Consider the following 15,510-nt stretch of genomic DNA (forward strand, 5'->3'; position numbering starts at 1 on the left):
CCATGAGCAAGATCCTTATCCGCGGTGCCCAGGTCCTCGGCGGCGACGTCCAGGACGTCCTCATCGACGGCGAGACCATCGCCCAGGTCGGCACCGGCCTCTCCGCCGAGGGCGCGACCGTGATCGAGGCCGACGGCCAGATCCTGCTGCCCGGCCTCGTCGACCTCCACACCCACCTGCGCGAGCCCGGCCGCGAGGACTCCGAGACCGTCCTCACCGGCACCCGCGCCGCCGCCTCCGGCGGCTACACCGCCGTCTTCGCCATGGCCAACACCCACCCGGTCGCCGACACCGCCGGCGTCGTCGAGCAGGTCTACCGCCTCGGCAAGGAGTCCGGCTACTGCGACGTGCAGCCCATCGGCGCCGTCACCGTCGGCCTGGAGGGCAAGAAGCTCGCCGAGCTCGGCGCCATGCACGACTCCGCCGCCGGCGTCACCGTCTTCTCCGACGACGGCAAGTGCGTCGACGACGCCGTGATCATGCGCCGTGCCCTGGAGTACGTGAAGGCCTTCGGCGGCGTCGTCGCCCAGCACGCCCAGGAGCCCCGCCTCACCGAGGGCGCCCAGATGAACGAGGGCGTCGTCTCCGCGGAGCTCGGCCTCGGCGGCTGGCCCGCCGTCGCCGAGGAGTCGATCATCGCCCGCGACGTCCTCCTCGCCGAGCACGTCGGCTCCCGCGTCCACATCTGCCACCTCTCCACCGCCGGCTCCGTCGAGATCGTCCGCTGGGCCAAGTCCCGCGGCATCGACGTCACCGCCGAGGTCACCCCGCACCACCTCCTCCTCACGGACGAGCTGGTCCGCTCGTACAACCCCGTCTACAAGGTCAACCCGCCGCTGCGCACCGAGAAGGACGTCCTCGCCCTCCGCGAGGCGCTGGCCGACGGCACGATCGACATCGTCGCCACCGACCACGCCCCGCACCCGCACGAGGACAAGGACTGCGAGTGGGCCGCGGCCGCCATGGGCATGGTCGGCCTGGAGACCGCCCTCTCCGTCGTCCAGCAGACGATGGTCGAGACCGGCCTCCTCGACTGGGCCGGCGTCGCCGAGCGCATGTCCTTCGCCCCCGCCCGCATCGGACAGGCCAAGGGCCACGGACGACCCGTCTCGGCAGGTGAGCCCGCGAACCTGACGCTGGTCGATCCGGCTTACCGTGGTGTCGTGGACCCCGCGGACTTCGCCTCCCGCAGCCGCAACACCCCCTACGAGGGCCGTGAGCTGCCGGGACGCGTCACCCACACCTTCCTGCGGGGCCGGGCAACGGTCGTGGACGGGAAGCTGGCGTGACACCACTCATCGCAATCGCCGCAGAGGCTGCCGACAAGAAATCGGCGGAGGTGACCGACTGGGCCGGGCGGCTCGGCTGGGTCGCCGGACTGCTGCTCTTCGTCGTCCTCGTGTACTGGCTCATGCGCCAGGGCTGGAAGTGGCGCGGCAGCCTCCAGTCGGACCTGCCCGAGCTCCCCACCGCGCCGGAGACCACCGGTGAGGCGAAACTGACTCTCAGCGGGCGCTACCACGGGTCCACGACCGCCGGGCAGTGGCTCGACCGGATCGTCGCCCACGGCCTCGGCACCCGCAGCCGCGTCGAGCTCACGCTCACCGACGCCGGGATCGAGGTCGTACGCCCCGGGGCGAACGACTTCTTCGTGCCGGCCGCCGCCCTGCGCGAGGCCCGCCTCGACAAGGGCATCGCCGGCAAGGTCCTCGCCGAGGGCGGGCTCCTGATCCTCACCTGGGAGCACGGCGGCAAGCAGCTCGACTCCGGCTTCCGGTCCGACCGGGCGGCCGAGCACACGGCCTGGGTCGAGGCCATCAACTCCATGAACGCCGTAACCACCACGACGGAAGGCATCGCACGATGACGACCTCCACCAGGGGAGCCGCCAAGGCTCCCGCCGTACTCGTCCTGGAGGACGGCCGCGCCTTCCGCGGCCGCGCCTACGGGGCCGTGGGGGAGACCTTCGGCGAGGCCGTGTTCTCCACCGGCATGACCGGCTACCAGGAGACCCTCACCGACCCGTCGTACCACCGCCAGGTCGTGGTCATGACCGCCCCGCACGTCGGCAACACCGGCGTCAACGACGAGGACCCCGAGTCCGGCCGCATCTGGGTCTCCGGCTACGTCGTCCGCGACCCCGCCCGCGTCTCCTCCAACTGGCGCTCCCAGCGCTCGCTGGACGAGGAGCTGGAGCGCCAGGGCGTGGTCGGCATCTCCGGCATCGACACCCGCGCCCTCACCCGCCACCTGCGCGAGCGCGGCGCCATGCGCGTCGGCATCTTCTCCGGCGACGCGGTCGCCGACGAGGCCACGCTGCTCGCCAAGGTCCAGGCGCAGCCCCAGATGAAGGGCGCGAACCTCTCCGCCGAGGTCGCCACCAAGGAGACCTACGTCGTCCCCGCGATCGGTGCGAAGAAGTTCACCGTCGCCGCCGTCGACCTCGGCATCAAGGGCATGACCCCGCACCGGATGGCCGAGCGCGGCATCGAGGTCCACGTCCTGCCCGCCACCGCCACCGCCGAGGACATCTACGCGGTGAACCCGGACGGCGTCTTCTTCTCCAACGGCCCCGGCGACCCGGCGACCGCCGACGGCCCCGTCGCCGTCATGCAGGCCGTCCTGGAGCGCAAGACCCCGCTCTTCGGCATCTGCTTCGGCAACCAGATCCTCGGCCGCGCGCTGGGCTTCGGCACCTACAAGCTGAAGTACGGCCACCGGGGCATCAACCAGCCCGTGCAGGACCGCACGACCGGCAAGGTCGAGGTCACCGCGCACAACCACGGCTTCGCCGTCGACGCGCCCCTCGACAAGGTCTCCGACACCCCCTACGGGCGTGCCGAGGTCTCCCACGTCTGCCTGAACGACAACGTGGTGGAAGGCCTCCAGCTGCTCGACCAGCCGGCCTTCTCCGTCCAGTACCACCCCGAGGCGGCCGCGGGCCCGCACGACGCCGCGTACCTCTTCGACCGCTTCGTATCCCTGATGGAGGCCGAGCGTGCCTAAGCGCACCGATATCCAGTCCGTCCTGGTCATCGGCTCCGGCCCGATCGTCATCGGCCAGGCCGCCGAGTTCGACTACTCCGGAACCCAGGCCTGCCGCATCCTCAAGGCCGAGGGCCTCCGGGTGATCCTGGTCAACTCCAACCCGGCCACGATCATGACCGACCCGGAGATCGCCGACGCCACCTACGTCGAGCCGATCACCCCCGAGTTCGTCGAGAAGATCATCGCCAAGGAGCGCCCCGACGCGCTCCTGCCCACCCTCGGTGGCCAGACCGCGCTCAACACCGCGATCTCCATGCACGAGCAGGGTGTCCTCGAGAAGTACGGCGTCGAGCTCATCGGCGCCAACGTCGAGGCCATCAACAAGGGCGAGGACCGCGACCTCTTCAAGGGCGTCGTCGAGGCCGTCAAGGCCAAGATCGGCTACGGCGAGTCCGCCCGCTCGGTCATCTGCCACTCCATGGACGACGTCCTCAAGGGCGTCGAGACGCTCGGCGGCTACCCCGTCGTCGTCCGCCCCTCCTTCACCATGGGCGGCGCCGGCTCCGGCTTCGCCCACGACGAGGAGGAGCTGCGCCGCATCGCCGGCCAGGGCCTCACGCTCTCCCCGACCACCGAGGTGCTCCTGGAGGAGTCCATCCTCGGCTGGAAGGAGTACGAGCTGGAGCTCATGCGCGACAAGCACGACAACGTCGTGGTCGTCTGCTCCATCGAGAACTTCGACCCGATGGGCGTCCACACCGGTGACTCGATCACCGTCGCCCCGGCGATGACGCTCACCGACCGCGAGTACCAGCGGCTGCGCGACATCGGCATCGCGATCATCCGCGAGGTCGGCGTCGACACCGGCGGCTGCAACATCCAGTTCGCCGTCAACCCGGACGACGGCCGGATCATCGTCATCGAGATGAACCCGCGCGTCTCCCGCTCCTCCGCGCTCGCCTCCAAGGCGACCGGCTTCCCGATCGCCAAGATCGCGGCCCGTCTGGCCGTCGGCTACACGCTGGACGAGATCCCGAACGACATCACGGAGAAGACCCCGGCGTCCTTCGAGCCCACGCTCGACTACGTCGTCGTCAAGGCCCCGCGCTTCGCCTTCGAGAAGTTCCCGCAGGCCGACTCCACCCTCACCACCACGATGAAGTCGGTCGGCGAGGCCATGGCCATCGGCCGCAACTTCACCGAGGCGCTCCAGAAGGCCCTGCGCTCCCTGGAGAAGAAGGGCTCGCAGTTCACCTTCGTCGGCGAGCCCGGCGACAAGGCCGAACTGCTGCGCGAGGCGGTCCGCCCGACCGACGGCCGCATCAACACCGTCATGCAGGCCATCCGCGCCGGCGCCACCCCGCAGGAGGTCTTCGACGCCACGAAGATCGACCCGTGGTTCGTCGACCAGCTCTTCCTGATCAAGGAGATCGCCGACGAGCTGGCCGCCGCCGAGAAGCTCCACCCCGAGCTGCTCGCCGAGGCCAAGCGCCACGGTTTCTCCGACGCCCAGATCGCCGAGATCCGCGGCCTGCGCGAGGACGTCGTCCGCGAGGTCCGGCACGCCCTCGGCGTCCGCCCGGTCTACAAGACGGTCGACACCTGCGCCGCCGAGTTCGCCGCCAAGACCCCGTACTTCTACTCGTCCTACGACGAGGAGTCCGAGGTCGCCCCGCGCGAGAAGCCCGCCGTGATCATCCTGGGCTCCGGCCCGAACCGCATCGGCCAGGGCATCGAGTTCGACTACTCCTGCGTCCACGCCTCCTTCGCCCTGAGCGACGCCGGCTACGAGACCGTGATGGTCAACTGCAACCCGGAGACCGTCTCGACGGACTACGACACCTCCGACCGCCTGTACTTCGAGCCGCTGACGCTCGAGGACGTGCTGGAGATCGTCCACGCCGAGACCCTCGCGGGCCCCGTCGCCGGTGTCGTCGTGCAGCTCGGCGGCCAGACCCCGCTCGGTCTGTCGCAGGCGCTCAAGGACAACGGCGTGCCGGTCGTCGGCACCTCCCCGGAGGCCATCCACGCCGCCGAGGACCGCGGCGCGTTCGGTCGCGTCCTCGCCGAGGCCGGGCTCCCCGCGCCGAAGCACGGCACCGCGACCACCTTCACCGAGGCCAAGGCCATCGCCGACGAGATCGGCTACCCCGTCCTCGTACGCCCCTCGTACGTGCTCGGCGGCCGCGGCATGGAGATCGTGTACGACGAGTCCCGCCTGGAGTCGTACATCGCCGAGTCCACCGAGATCAGCCCCACCCGGCCGGTCCTGGTCGACCGCTTCCTCGACGACGCCATCGAGATCGACGTCGACGCGCTCTACGACGGCACCGAGCTCTACCTCGGCGGCGTCATGGAGCACATCGAGGAGGCCGGCATCCACTCCGGCGACTCGGCCTGCGCCCTGCCCCCGATCACCCTCGGCGGCTTCGACATCAAGCGCCTGCGCGCCTCCACCGAGGCCATCGCCAAGGGCGTCGGCGTCCGCGGCCTGATCAACATCCAGTTCGCGATGGCCGGCGACATCCTCTACGTCCTCGAGGCCAACCCGCGCGCCTCCCGGACCGTCCCCTTCACCTCGAAGGCGACCGCCGTCCCGCTCGCGAAGGCCGCCGCCCGCATCTCGCTCGGCGCCACCATCGCCGAGCTGCGCGCCGAGGGCCTGCTGCCGAAGACCGGCGACGGCGGCACCCTGCCGCTCGACGCGCCGATCTCCGTCAAGGAGGCCGTGATGCCGTGGTCGCGCTTCCGCGACGTGCACGGCCGCGGCGTCGACACCGTCCTCGGCCCGGAGATGCGCTCCACCGGCGAGGTCATGGGCATCGACGCGGTCTTCGGCACGGCCTACGCCAAGTCGCAGGCCGGGGCCTACGGCCCGCTGCCCACCAAGGGCCGCGCGTTCATCTCGGTCGCCAACCGCGACAAGCGCTCGATGATCTTCCCGGCCCGCGAGCTCGTCGCCCACGGCTTCGAGCTGCTGGCCACCTCCGGCACCGCCGAGGTCCTCAAGCGCAACGGCATCAACGCCACGGTCGTCCGCAAGCTCAGCGAGGGCGAAGGCCCGAACGGCGAGAAGACCATCGTCCAGCTCATCCACGACGGCCAGGTCGACCTGATCGTCAACACCCCGTACGGCACCGGCGGCCGCCTCGACGGCTACGAGATCCGTACGGCCGCGGTGGCCCGCAGCGTCCCCTGCCTCACCACGGTGCAGGCGCTCGCCGCGGCCGTCCAGGGCATCGACGCGCTCAACCACGGCGACGTGGGCGTCCGCTCGCTCCAGGAGCACGCGGAGCACCTGACCGCGGCCCGCGACTAGCAGCCCGTACGAGGAGGGGGACACCGGCAGTACTGCGGTGTCCCCCTCGTCATGACCTGGAGCCACCCCAGCATGTACAAGTTCTTCTTCAACCTGGTCTTCAAGCGCATGGACCCCGAGCAGGCCCACTACATGGCCTTCCGCTGGATCCGCCTCGCCGCCCGCGTCCCGGTGCTCCGCACCTTCGTCGCCGCCGTCCTCGCGCCCCGCCACAAGGAGCTGCGCACCGAGGCCCTCGGCCTCCGCATGCACGGCCCCTTCGGGCTCGCCGCCGGCTTCGACAAGAACGCCGTCGCCATCGACGGCATGTCGATGCTCGGCTTCGACCACGTCGAGATCGGCACCGTCACCGGCGAGGCCCAGCCCGGCAACCCCAAGAAGCGCCTCTTCCGGCTCGTCCCGGACCGCGCCCTGATCAACCGCATGGGCTTCAACAACGAGGGCTCCGCCGCCGTCGCCGCGCGCCTGGGCGCCCGCAAGGCGGTCTTCAGGACCACCGTCGGCGTCAACATCGGCAAGACCAAGGTCGTCCCCGAGGCCGAGGCCGCCGCCGACTACGTGAAGTCCACCGAGCGCCTCGCCGCGCACGCCGACTACCTCGTCGTCAACGTCTCCTCGCCGAACACCCCGGGCCTGCGCAACCTCCAGGCCACCGAGTCCCTGCGCCCGCTCCTCACGGCCGTCCGCGAGGCCGCCGACCGCACGGTCACCGACCGCCGGGTCCCGCTCCTCGTCAAGATCGCCCCGGACCTGGCCGACGAGGACGTCGACGCGGTCGCCGACCTCGCCCTGGAGCTCGGCCTCGACGGCATCATCGCCACCAACACCACCATCGCGCGCGAGGGCCTCGGCCTGAAGTCCGACCCCGCGCTGGTCAAGGAGACCGGCGGCCTGTCCGGCGCGCCCGTCAAGGAGCGGTCCCTGGCGGTCCTGCGCCGCCTCCACGCGCGCGTGGGCGACCGCCTGGTCCTGGTGGGCGTCGGCGGCATCGAGAACGCCGAGGACGCCTGGCAGCGCATCCTCGCCGGCGCCACCCTCATCCAGGGCTACAGCGCCTTCATCTACGAGGGTCCGTTCTACGCCCGCGCGATCCACAAGGGCCTCGCCGCGCGCCTCGCGGCCTCGCCGTACGCCACCCTCGCCGAGGCCGTCGGCGCCGACAACCGAAAGGCCGCGAAGTGACCCTCTCCTTCGGAACCCGCCTGCGCACCGCCATGGACGAGCGCGGCCCGCTCTGCGTCGGCATCGACCCGCACGCGGCCCTGCTCGACTCCTGGGGCCTGGCCGACGACATCGCCGGCCTGGAGCGCTTCACCTTCACCGTCGTCGAGGCCCTCGCCGAGACCGTGGCCGTCTTCAAGCCGCAGTCCGCCTTCTTCGAGCGCTTCGGCTCGCGCGGCATCGCCGTCCTGGAGCGCGCCACCGCCGATCTGCGGGCCGCGGGCGGCCTGGTCGTCATGGACGCCAAGCGCGGCGACATCGGCTCCACCATGGCCGCGTACGCGGAGACCTTCCTGCGCAAGGACTCCCCGCTCTTCTCCGACGCCCTGACGGTCTCCCCGTACCTCGGCTACGGGGCCCTGAAGCCGGCCGTCGACCTGGCCCGGGAGTCCGGCGCCGGCCTCTTCGTGCTCGCCCTCACCTCCAACCCGGAGGGCGCGGAGGTCCAGCGGGCGGTCCGCGAGGACGGCCGGACGATCGGCGCGACCATGCTCGCCCACCTCGCCGAGGAGAACGCGGGGGAGACCCCGATGGGCTCCTTCGGCGCGGTCGTCGGCGCCACCCTCGGCGACCTGTCCTCCTTCGACCTGGACATCAACGGGCCGCTCCTCGCCCCCGGCATCGGCGCCCAGGGCGCGACCCCCGCCGACCTCCCGGCCGTCTTCGGCGCGGCGGTGCGCAACGTCGTCCCGAACGTCAGCCGCGGGGTCCTCAGGAACGGACCGGACGTGGCCGCCCTGCGGGACTCGGCGCACCGCTACGCGGACGAGATCCGCGCGGCCGTCGCCGGCTGACGGGTCTCCCGGACAATCCGCAGGTCGGAGGGGCGGGAACCCCGGAAGGTGAGCCGTCTCACCACTTGACGAAATCTTGGCTCAAAACCGGGTCGTTATGCCGGAAAAGTCCTGGTCGGTCGATGCTGACCAGGACTTTTCTGCTGTTCTCGCTGACTGGAGCGGCCTCGGCCGCTAGTCTCCGGGGCAGAGCAGGCGTTCAACGGCCACTCCGTTGATCGTTGCTCCACTGGTGTGGGGCGTCCAGGTTCCTCACCGGTCCGTATCCGACAGATCGACATCCGAGGTGACGTAGGCGTGGCTCTTCCGCCCCTTACCCCTGAACAGCGCGCAGCCGCGCTCGAAAAGGCCGCCGCGGCTCGCCGGGAGCGGGCCGAGGTCAAGAATCGACTCAAGCACTCCGGCGCTTCCCTGCACGAGGTCATCAAGACCGGCCAGGAGAACGACGTCATCGGCAAGATGAAGGTCTCCGCCCTGCTCGAGTCCCTGCCGGGCGTGGGCAAGGTCCGCGCCAAGCAGATCATGGAGCGCCTCGGCATCTCCGAGAGCCGTCGTGTCCGTGGTCTCGGCTCCAACCAGATCGCCTCCCTGGAGCGCGAGTTCGGCAGCACCGGCGCCTGATCCGGCGGCCGGTCCGGCTTCCGATCCGGGACACGCGTCCCGGGCACGCCGGTGAAGCTGGAATAATCGCTGCATGGCAGCAGAGGTACGTCCGCGGCTGACCGTGCTCTCCGGCCCCTCAGGGGTCGGCAAGAGCACGGTCGTCGCTCATATGCGCAAGGTCCACTCCGAGGTCTGGCTCTCGGTGTCGGCGACGACACGGAAGCCCCGCCCCGGCGAGAAGCACGGCGTCCACTACTTCTTCGTCTCGGACGACGAGTTCGACAAGCTGATCGCCAACGGTGAGCTCCTGGAGTGGGCCGAGTTCGCGGGCAACCGCTACGGCACGCCGCGGGGCGCCGTCCTGGAGCGCCTCGACTCCGGCGAGCCCGTGCTCCTGGAGATCGACCTCCAGGGCGCCCGTCAGGTGAAGGACTCCATGCCGGAGTCCCAGCTGGTCTTCCTCGCCCCGCCGAGCTGGGACGAGCTGGTCCGCCGGCTCACCGGCCGCGGCACCGAGTCGCCCGAGGTCATCGAGCGCCGGCTGCAGGCCGCGAAGGTCGAACTGGCCGCCGAGTCGGAGTTCGACACCACCCTCGTCAACACCTCCGTCGAGGACGTCGCACGCGAGCTGCTAACGTTGATGCACGTTGTCTGATCTTTTTTCCATCTTCGGAAGGTAGAGCGTGTCCTCTTCCATCACCGCGCCCGAGGGCATCATCAACCCGCCGATCGACGAGCTGCTCGAGGCCACGGACTCGAAGTACAGCCTCGTGATCTACGCGGCCAAGCGCGCGCGTCAGATCAACGCGTACTACTCCCAGCTCGGCGAGGGCCTGCTGGAGTACGTGGGTCCGCTGGTCGACACCCACGTCCACGAGAAGCCGCTCTCGATCGCGCTGCGCGAGATCAACGCGGGCCTGCTGACCTCGGAGAAGATCGCGGACCCCGCGCAGTAGAGCAATCCACGTTGTAACGCTTGTCACCACAGGCCCGGCGGAACATCCGCCGGGCCTGTGGTGTCTCATGGAGTCGTACGCATCCGAGTGCGGGGAGCAACAGTGAGCGTGGTGGCCAAGCCGAAGGTCGTCCTGGGCGTGAGCGGCGGCATCGCCGCCTACAAGGCGTGCGAGCTGCTGCGCCGGCTGACCGAGTCGGGCCACGACGTGCGCGTCGTGCCCACCGACTCCGCCCTCCACTTCGTCGGCGCCGCCACCTGGTCCGCGCTCTCCGGCAACCCGGTCTCCACCGAGGTGTGGGAGTCCGTCCACGAGGTCCCGCACGTGCGGATCGGCCAGGCCGCCGACCTCGTCGTCGTCGCCCCCGCCACCGCCGACATGCTCGCCAAGGCGGCCCACGGCCTCGCCGACGACCTGCTGACCAACACGCTGCTCACCGCGCGCTGTCCGGTCGTCTTCGCCCCCGCCATGCACACCGAGATGTGGGAGCACCCGGCGACCCAGGAGAACGTGGCCACGCTGCGCCGCCGAGGCGCCGTCGTCATCGAGCCCGCCGTCGGCCGCCTCACCGGTGTCGACACCGGCAAGGGCCGGCTCCCGGACCCGGCGGAGATCTTCGAGACCTGCCGAAGGATCCTGGCCCGCGGCACCGCCGCCCCCGACCTCGCCGGGCGCCACGTCGTCGTCAGCGCCGGCGGCACCCGGGAGCCCCTCGACCCCGTCCGCTACCTCGGCAACCGCTCCTCCGGGAAGCAGGGCTACGCCCTCGCGAAGGCCGCCGCCGCCCGCGGCGCCCGGGTCACCCTCGTCGAGGCGAACACCGGCATCGCCGACCCGGCCGGGGTCGACGTCGTCCACGTCGGCACCGCCGTCCAGCTCCGCGAGGCCGTCCTGAAGGCGGCCGGCGACGCCGACGCGGTCGTGATGGCCGCCGCCGTCGCCGACTTCCGCCCGGCCGTCTACGCCACCGGCAAGATCAAGAAGACGGACGACGGGGGCGCGCCCACGATCGAGCTCGTCCGCAACCCCGACATCCTCGCCGAGCTGGCCGCCGACCGCGCCCTGCCCGGTCAGGTGGTCGTCGGTTTCGCCGCCGAGACCGACGACGTCCTCGCCAACGGGCGCGCGAAGCTCCGCCGAAAGGGCTGCGACCTGCTCGTGGTCAACGAGGTGGGGGAGCGCAAGACCTTCGGCTCCGAGGAGAACGAGGCCGTGGTCCTCGCGGCGGACGGCGCCGAGACCCCGGTGCCGTACGGGCCGAAGGAAGCGCTCGCCGAGACGGTCTGGGACCTGGTCCTGCCCCGGCTGCGTCCCACGACCTGACGGATCCGTCCGCCTCCGCGGAGGGTGGTGAGGTCGGCGCGAAGTCATTCCCCGGAGGCGCGAAACGCCGCCCCAGGAGTGATTTGCGCCCCACCCGGGTGGGCACGTCTGCCTTGCCGGACACCGGTTCCACCCGCTCACTGGTATTCGCCAGGCGAGACACCTGGTCCATTGTCCGACCACGACCGATAGACTGTTCGTGGAACGTCGCGGGGCGCAGCCCCCTGCCGGTCCGCGTCACGAGTAGCCAGCAGCCGCTGCAACCCCAGGGAGCGTTGTGTCCCGTCGTCTGTTCACCTCGGAGTCCGTCACCGAGGGCCACCCCGACAAGATCGCTGACCAGATCAGCGACACCATTCTCGACGCCCTGCTGCGCGAGGACCCCACCTCGCGCGTCGCCGTCGAGACGCTGATCACCACCGGCCTGGTGCACGTCGCCGGTGAGGTCACCACCAAGGCGTGGGCGGACATCCCGACCCTCGTCCGGAACAAGATCCTCGAGATCGGTTACGACTCCTCGAAGAAGGGCTTCGACGGCGCCTCCTGCGGCGTGTCGGTGTCCATCGGGTCGCAGTCGCCGGACATCGCCCAGGGTGTCGACACGGCGTACGAGAAGCGTGTCGAGGGCGACGAGGACGAGCTGGACAAGCAGGGCGCCGGCGACCAGGGCCTGATGTTCGGCTACGCGTCGGACGAGACCCCGGAGCTGATGCCGCTCCCGATCTACCTCGCGCACCGGCTCTCCCGCCGTCTCACCGAGGTCCGCAAGAACGGCACCATCCCGTACCTGCGTCCCGACGGCAAGACCCAGGTCACCATCGAGTACGACGGCGACAAGGCCGTCCGCCTCGACACGGTCGTCGTCTCCTCGCAGCACGCCTCGGACATCGACCTCGAGTCGCTGCTCGCGCCCGACATCCGCGAGTTCGTCGTCGAGCACGTGCTCAAGCAGCTCGTCGAGGACGGCATCAAGCTCGACACCGACGGCTACCGCCTGCTCGTGAACCCGACCGGCCGCTTCGAGATCGGCGGCCCGATGGGCGACGCCGGCCTCACCGGCCGCAAGATCATCATCGACACCTACGGCGGCATGGCCCGCCACGGTGGCGGCGCCTTCTCCGGCAAGGACCCGTCCAAGGTCGACCGCTCGGCCGCCTACGCCATGCGCTGGGTCGCCAAGAACGTCGTCGCCGCGGGCCTCGCCTCGCGCTGCGAGGTCCAGGTCGCCTACGCGATCGGCAAGGCCGAGCCCGTCGGTCTCTTCGTCGAGACCTTCGGCACCAACACCGTCGACACGGACAAGATCGAGCACGCCATCGCCGAGGTCTTCGACCTCCGCCCGGCCGCGATCATCCGCGACCTCGACCTGCTCCGCCCGATCTACTCCCAGACCGCCGCCTACGGCCACTTCGGCCGCGAGCTGCCGGACTTCACCTGGGAGCGCACGGACCGCGTGGACGCCCTGAAGAAGGCCGCCGGCCTGTAATCCCAGGCCTCAGGCGACGAAGCCCGGTACCCCGTGGGGGTGCCGGGCTTCGGCCATGTCCGGCTGTCGGTGGCGTCTGGTAGGTATGGGGCTGTGAGCAGCGAGAACGAGAAGTCCGACGAGCCCGAGCAGCTCGCGCTCATCCGGGAGACCGTCCGGAGGGCGAAGGTGCCGCGGGCCAAGCCGCGGACCTGGCGGGGGGCCGCGCTGGCCAAGGAGCTGCCGGTCGCGCGGGTCGTCGTGAACAAGGGCGCGCTCCACCTCGACCAGTTCTTCGACTACGCGGTCCCCGAGGAGCTGGACGAGGCCGCCCGGCCCGGGGTGCGGGTCCGGGTGCGGTTCGGGGCCGGCGCCCACCAGGTGCGGGGCGGGCGGCGCGAGGGCGGGCGGCTCATCGACGGGTTCCTCGTGGAGCGAAGGGCCGAGTCGGACTACTCGGGGCCGCTCGCCGCGCTCGCCGACGTCGTCTCGCCGGAGCCGGTGCTCGGGCCGGAGCTCCTCGGGCTCGCCCGGGCCGTCGCCGACCGGTACGCGGGAAGCCTCGCCGATGTCCTCCAGCTGGCCGTCCCGCCGCGCAACGCGACCGCGGAGCGCAAGCCCTCGCCCGAGCCGCTGCCGCCGCCCGCGCCGCCGGAGCCGGGGAGCTGGACGCGGTACGAGCGCGGGCCCGCGTTCCTGGACTCCCTCGCCCGCGGCGGGACACCCCGGGCCGTGTGGAACGCGCTGCCGGGGCCGTACTGGGCCCAGGAGATCGCCCGGGCCGTCGCCGCGACCCTCGCCTCCGGGCGGGGCGCGCTCGTCGTCGTCCCCGACGGGCGGGCCGCCGGCCGGGTCGACGCGGCCCTGACCGAGATCCTGGGGGCGGGCCGGCACGCGCTGCTCACCGCCGAGGCGGGCCCCGAGAAGCGATACGAGCAATGGCTCGCCGTGCGGCGCGGCGCGGTGCGGGCCGTCGTCGGCACCCGGGCCGCGATGTTCGCCCCCGTACGCGACCTCGGACTCGCCGTCATCTGGGACGACGGCGACGGCAGCCACAGCGAACCGCACGCCCCCCAGCCGCACGCGCGCGAGGTGCTGCTGCTGCGAGCCGCCCACGACCGGTGCGCCTTCCTCCTCGGCTCCACCAGCTGCACCGTCGAGGCCGCGCAGCTCGTCGAGTCCGGCTGGGCCCAGGCGCTGGGCGCCGGACGCGAGCAGGTCCGCAGGTCCGCGCCCCTGATCCGTACCGTCGGCGACGGCGAACTCGCCCGCGACGAGGCCGCGCGCGCGGCCCGGCTGCCCTCGCTCGCCTGGCAGACCGTACGGGAGGGCCTGAAGACCGGGCCGGTGCTCGTGCAGGTCCCCCGCCGGGGATACGTACCGAGGCTGGCCTGCGAGCGCTGCCGCACGCCCGCCCGCTGCCGGCACTGCGCCGGGCCCCTGGAGGCCCCCGAGCAGCAGGAGCTGCGGTGCGGCTGGTGCGGGCGCGGCGCCCCCGACTGGCACTGCGTGGAGTGCGGCTCGACCCGGCTGCGCGCCCAGGTGGTCGGCGCCCGGCGGACCGCGGAGGAGCTGGGCCGGGCCTTCCCCGCCGTACCGGTACGGACCTCCGGACGCGACCACGTCCTGGACAGCGTGCCCGGGCGCCCCGCGCTCGTCGTCTCCACCCCCGGCGCCGAACCCGTCGCCGAGGGCGGCTACGCGGCCGCGCTGCTCCTCGACGGCTGGGCCATGCTCGGCCGGCCCGATCTGCGCGCGGGCGAGGAGGCGCTGCGCCGCTGGATCGACGCCGCCTCGCTGGTCCGCGGCCAGGCCGAGGGCGGCACCGTCGTCGTGGTCGCCGAACCGACCCTGCGGCCCGTCCAGGCGCTCGTCCGCTGGGACCCCGTCGGGCACGCCCGGCGCGAGCTGGCGGAGCGGGCCGAGCTGGGCTTCCCGCCGGTCTCCCGGATGGCCGCCGTGTCCGGGCCGCCGGAGGCCGTCGAGGGCTTCCTGGCGGCCGCCCCGCTGCCCATGGACGCGGAGATCCTCGGGCCCGTGCCGCTGCCGGTGGTGCGCCCCGGCGGCACCCGCCGTCCCGGCGACCCGCCGCCGGGGGAGCAGTGGGAGCGGGCCCTGGTCCGGGTCCCGCCGGGCAGCGGCGCGGCCCTGGCGGCCTCGCTCAAGCAGGCCAGGGCGGGGCGGCTCGCGCGTGGCGGCGGGGACCCGGTGCGGATCCGGGTGGACCCGCCGGACATCGGCTGACACGGGAACGGCCGCCCACCCCTGTGCGGGGCGGGCGGCCGTGGAGGGCTCAGGGGTCAGCCGTTGCGCGGGCCGGGGAAGGCCGGCGGGCGCGGGTCCTCGCGGAGGGTGGCGCTGCCCGAGGTGGGCTGCGGCGGCATCGAACGGGCGGCGGGGACCGCGGGGAGCGTCCGGGTCACGCCCGGCTCCACCGCGTGGTCCTGCTCCACGGCCGCCGCCGGCTGGGGCGCGCGCCGGGCGCCGTAGCGGCGGTGGACGGCCTGCTTGGTGACCCCGAGCGCGGAACCCACCGCGTCCCAGGAGAATCCGAGCGAGCGGTCGAAGTCGACCGCCGCGGTCACCAGGGTCTCGACACTGTCCCGCAGCTCCTGGGCGAGACGTACGGTCGGGGCGGGCGCGCGCCCGTAGACGACGAAGCCCGTCGACGGGCCGGAGCGGCGAGGGCGGTAGACATTGCCCAGCTGGGCCGTGAGCGTGCGCAGTGCGTCCACCTGCCGCCGGACCCGCTCGATGTCCCGCACCAGGAGGTGCAGACTTGCCCGGGCTTGGGCGTCGTGGGTTGCGTGGTCGGCCATGTGAAAGCCTCTCGAACCGGCG

General features: G+C 72.1%; 13 protein-coding genes. 12 read left to right on the forward strand and 1 reads right to left on the reverse strand.

Going from position 1 to position 15,510, the window contains the following annotated elements; all coding sequences use genetic code 11:
- Positions 1–2: 2 nt before the first annotated feature.
- From ACF07V_RS16360 to ACF07V_RS16415, 12 genes are all read left to right on the forward strand, one after another.
- A complete protein-coding gene (locus ACF07V_RS16360; RefSeq protein WP_392154701.1) occupies positions 3–1,289 on the forward strand; it encodes a dihydroorotase in 1,287 nt (428 codons plus the stop codon).
- Entirely contained in the window at positions 1,286–1,867 is a 582-nt protein-coding gene (locus ACF07V_RS16365) for a hypothetical protein (RefSeq protein ID WP_392154703.1), read from the forward strand. The genes ACF07V_RS16360 and ACF07V_RS16365 overlap by 4 nt, the downstream gene beginning before the upstream one ends.
- Complete coding sequence (gene carA / locus ACF07V_RS16370) at positions 1,864–3,006, forward strand: glutamine-hydrolyzing carbamoyl-phosphate synthase small subunit (protein WP_392154704.1); 1,143 nt, start codon at positions 1,864–1,866, stop codon at positions 3,004–3,006. Before ACF07V_RS16365 ends, carA begins: the two co-directional genes overlap by 4 nt.
- Positions 2,999–6,307: a carbamoyl-phosphate synthase large subunit gene (gene carB, locus ACF07V_RS16375; protein WP_392154706.1), complete on the forward strand. Its 3,309-nt coding sequence runs from the start codon at positions 2,999–3,001 to the stop codon at positions 6,305–6,307. The genes carA and carB overlap by 8 nt, the downstream gene beginning before the upstream one ends.
- A 72-nt stretch (positions 6,308–6,379) precedes the next feature.
- Complete coding sequence (locus tag ACF07V_RS16380) at positions 6,380–7,489, forward strand: quinone-dependent dihydroorotate dehydrogenase (RefSeq protein WP_392154926.1); 1,110 nt, start codon at positions 6,380–6,382, stop codon at positions 7,487–7,489.
- Positions 7,486–8,322, forward strand: coding sequence for an orotidine-5'-phosphate decarboxylase (gene pyrF, locus ACF07V_RS16385; RefSeq protein WP_392154708.1), 837 nt, complete (start codon positions 7,486–7,488; stop codon positions 8,320–8,322). Before ACF07V_RS16380 ends, pyrF begins: the two co-directional genes overlap by 4 nt.
- Before the next feature lie 297 nt (positions 8,323–8,619).
- Entirely contained in the window at positions 8,620–8,943 is a 324-nt protein-coding gene (locus tag ACF07V_RS16390) for an integration host factor (RefSeq protein WP_030204477.1), read from the forward strand.
- 73 nt (positions 8,944–9,016) lie between these two features.
- Complete coding sequence (gene gmk / locus ACF07V_RS16395; protein ID WP_392154710.1) at positions 9,017–9,580, forward strand: guanylate kinase; 564 nt, start codon at positions 9,017–9,019, stop codon at positions 9,578–9,580.
- A 28-nt stretch (positions 9,581–9,608) separates the two neighbouring features.
- The gene (gene rpoZ / locus ACF07V_RS16400; protein WP_046907460.1) at positions 9,609–9,881 is read left to right on the forward strand and encodes a DNA-directed RNA polymerase subunit omega; all 273 of its coding nucleotides are present in this window, start codon (positions 9,609–9,611) and stop codon (positions 9,879–9,881) included.
- A 111-nt stretch (positions 9,882–9,992) separates the two neighbouring features.
- Positions 9,993–11,204 (forward strand): bifunctional phosphopantothenoylcysteine decarboxylase/phosphopantothenate--cysteine ligase CoaBC, encoded by a 1,212-nt coding sequence (gene coaBC, locus ACF07V_RS16405; protein WP_392154711.1) that lies wholly within the window; start codon positions 9,993–9,995, stop codon positions 11,202–11,204.
- A 277-nt stretch (positions 11,205–11,481) separates the two neighbouring features.
- Complete coding sequence (metK, locus tag ACF07V_RS16410; protein ID WP_392154712.1) at positions 11,482–12,690, forward strand: methionine adenosyltransferase; 1,209 nt, start codon at positions 11,482–11,484, stop codon at positions 12,688–12,690.
- 93 nt (positions 12,691–12,783) lie between these two features.
- A complete protein-coding gene (locus ACF07V_RS16415) occupies positions 12,784–14,913 on the forward strand; it encodes a primosomal protein N' (RefSeq protein WP_392154713.1) in 2,130 nt (709 codons plus the stop codon).
- A 56-nt stretch (positions 14,914–14,969) separates the two neighbouring features.
- Here ACF07V_RS16415 and ACF07V_RS16420 read toward each other — a convergent pair whose 3' ends face one another.
- Entirely contained in the window at positions 14,970–15,488 is a 519-nt protein-coding gene (locus tag ACF07V_RS16420) for a hypothetical protein (protein WP_392154714.1), read from the reverse strand.
- Between the last annotated feature and the right edge of the window lie 22 nt (positions 15,489–15,510).

It is taken from the genome of Streptomyces sp. NPDC015661, assembly GCF_043077765.1.
In the GTDB taxonomy this organism is placed as follows: domain Bacteria; phylum Actinomycetota; class Actinomycetes; order Streptomycetales; family Streptomycetaceae; genus Streptomyces.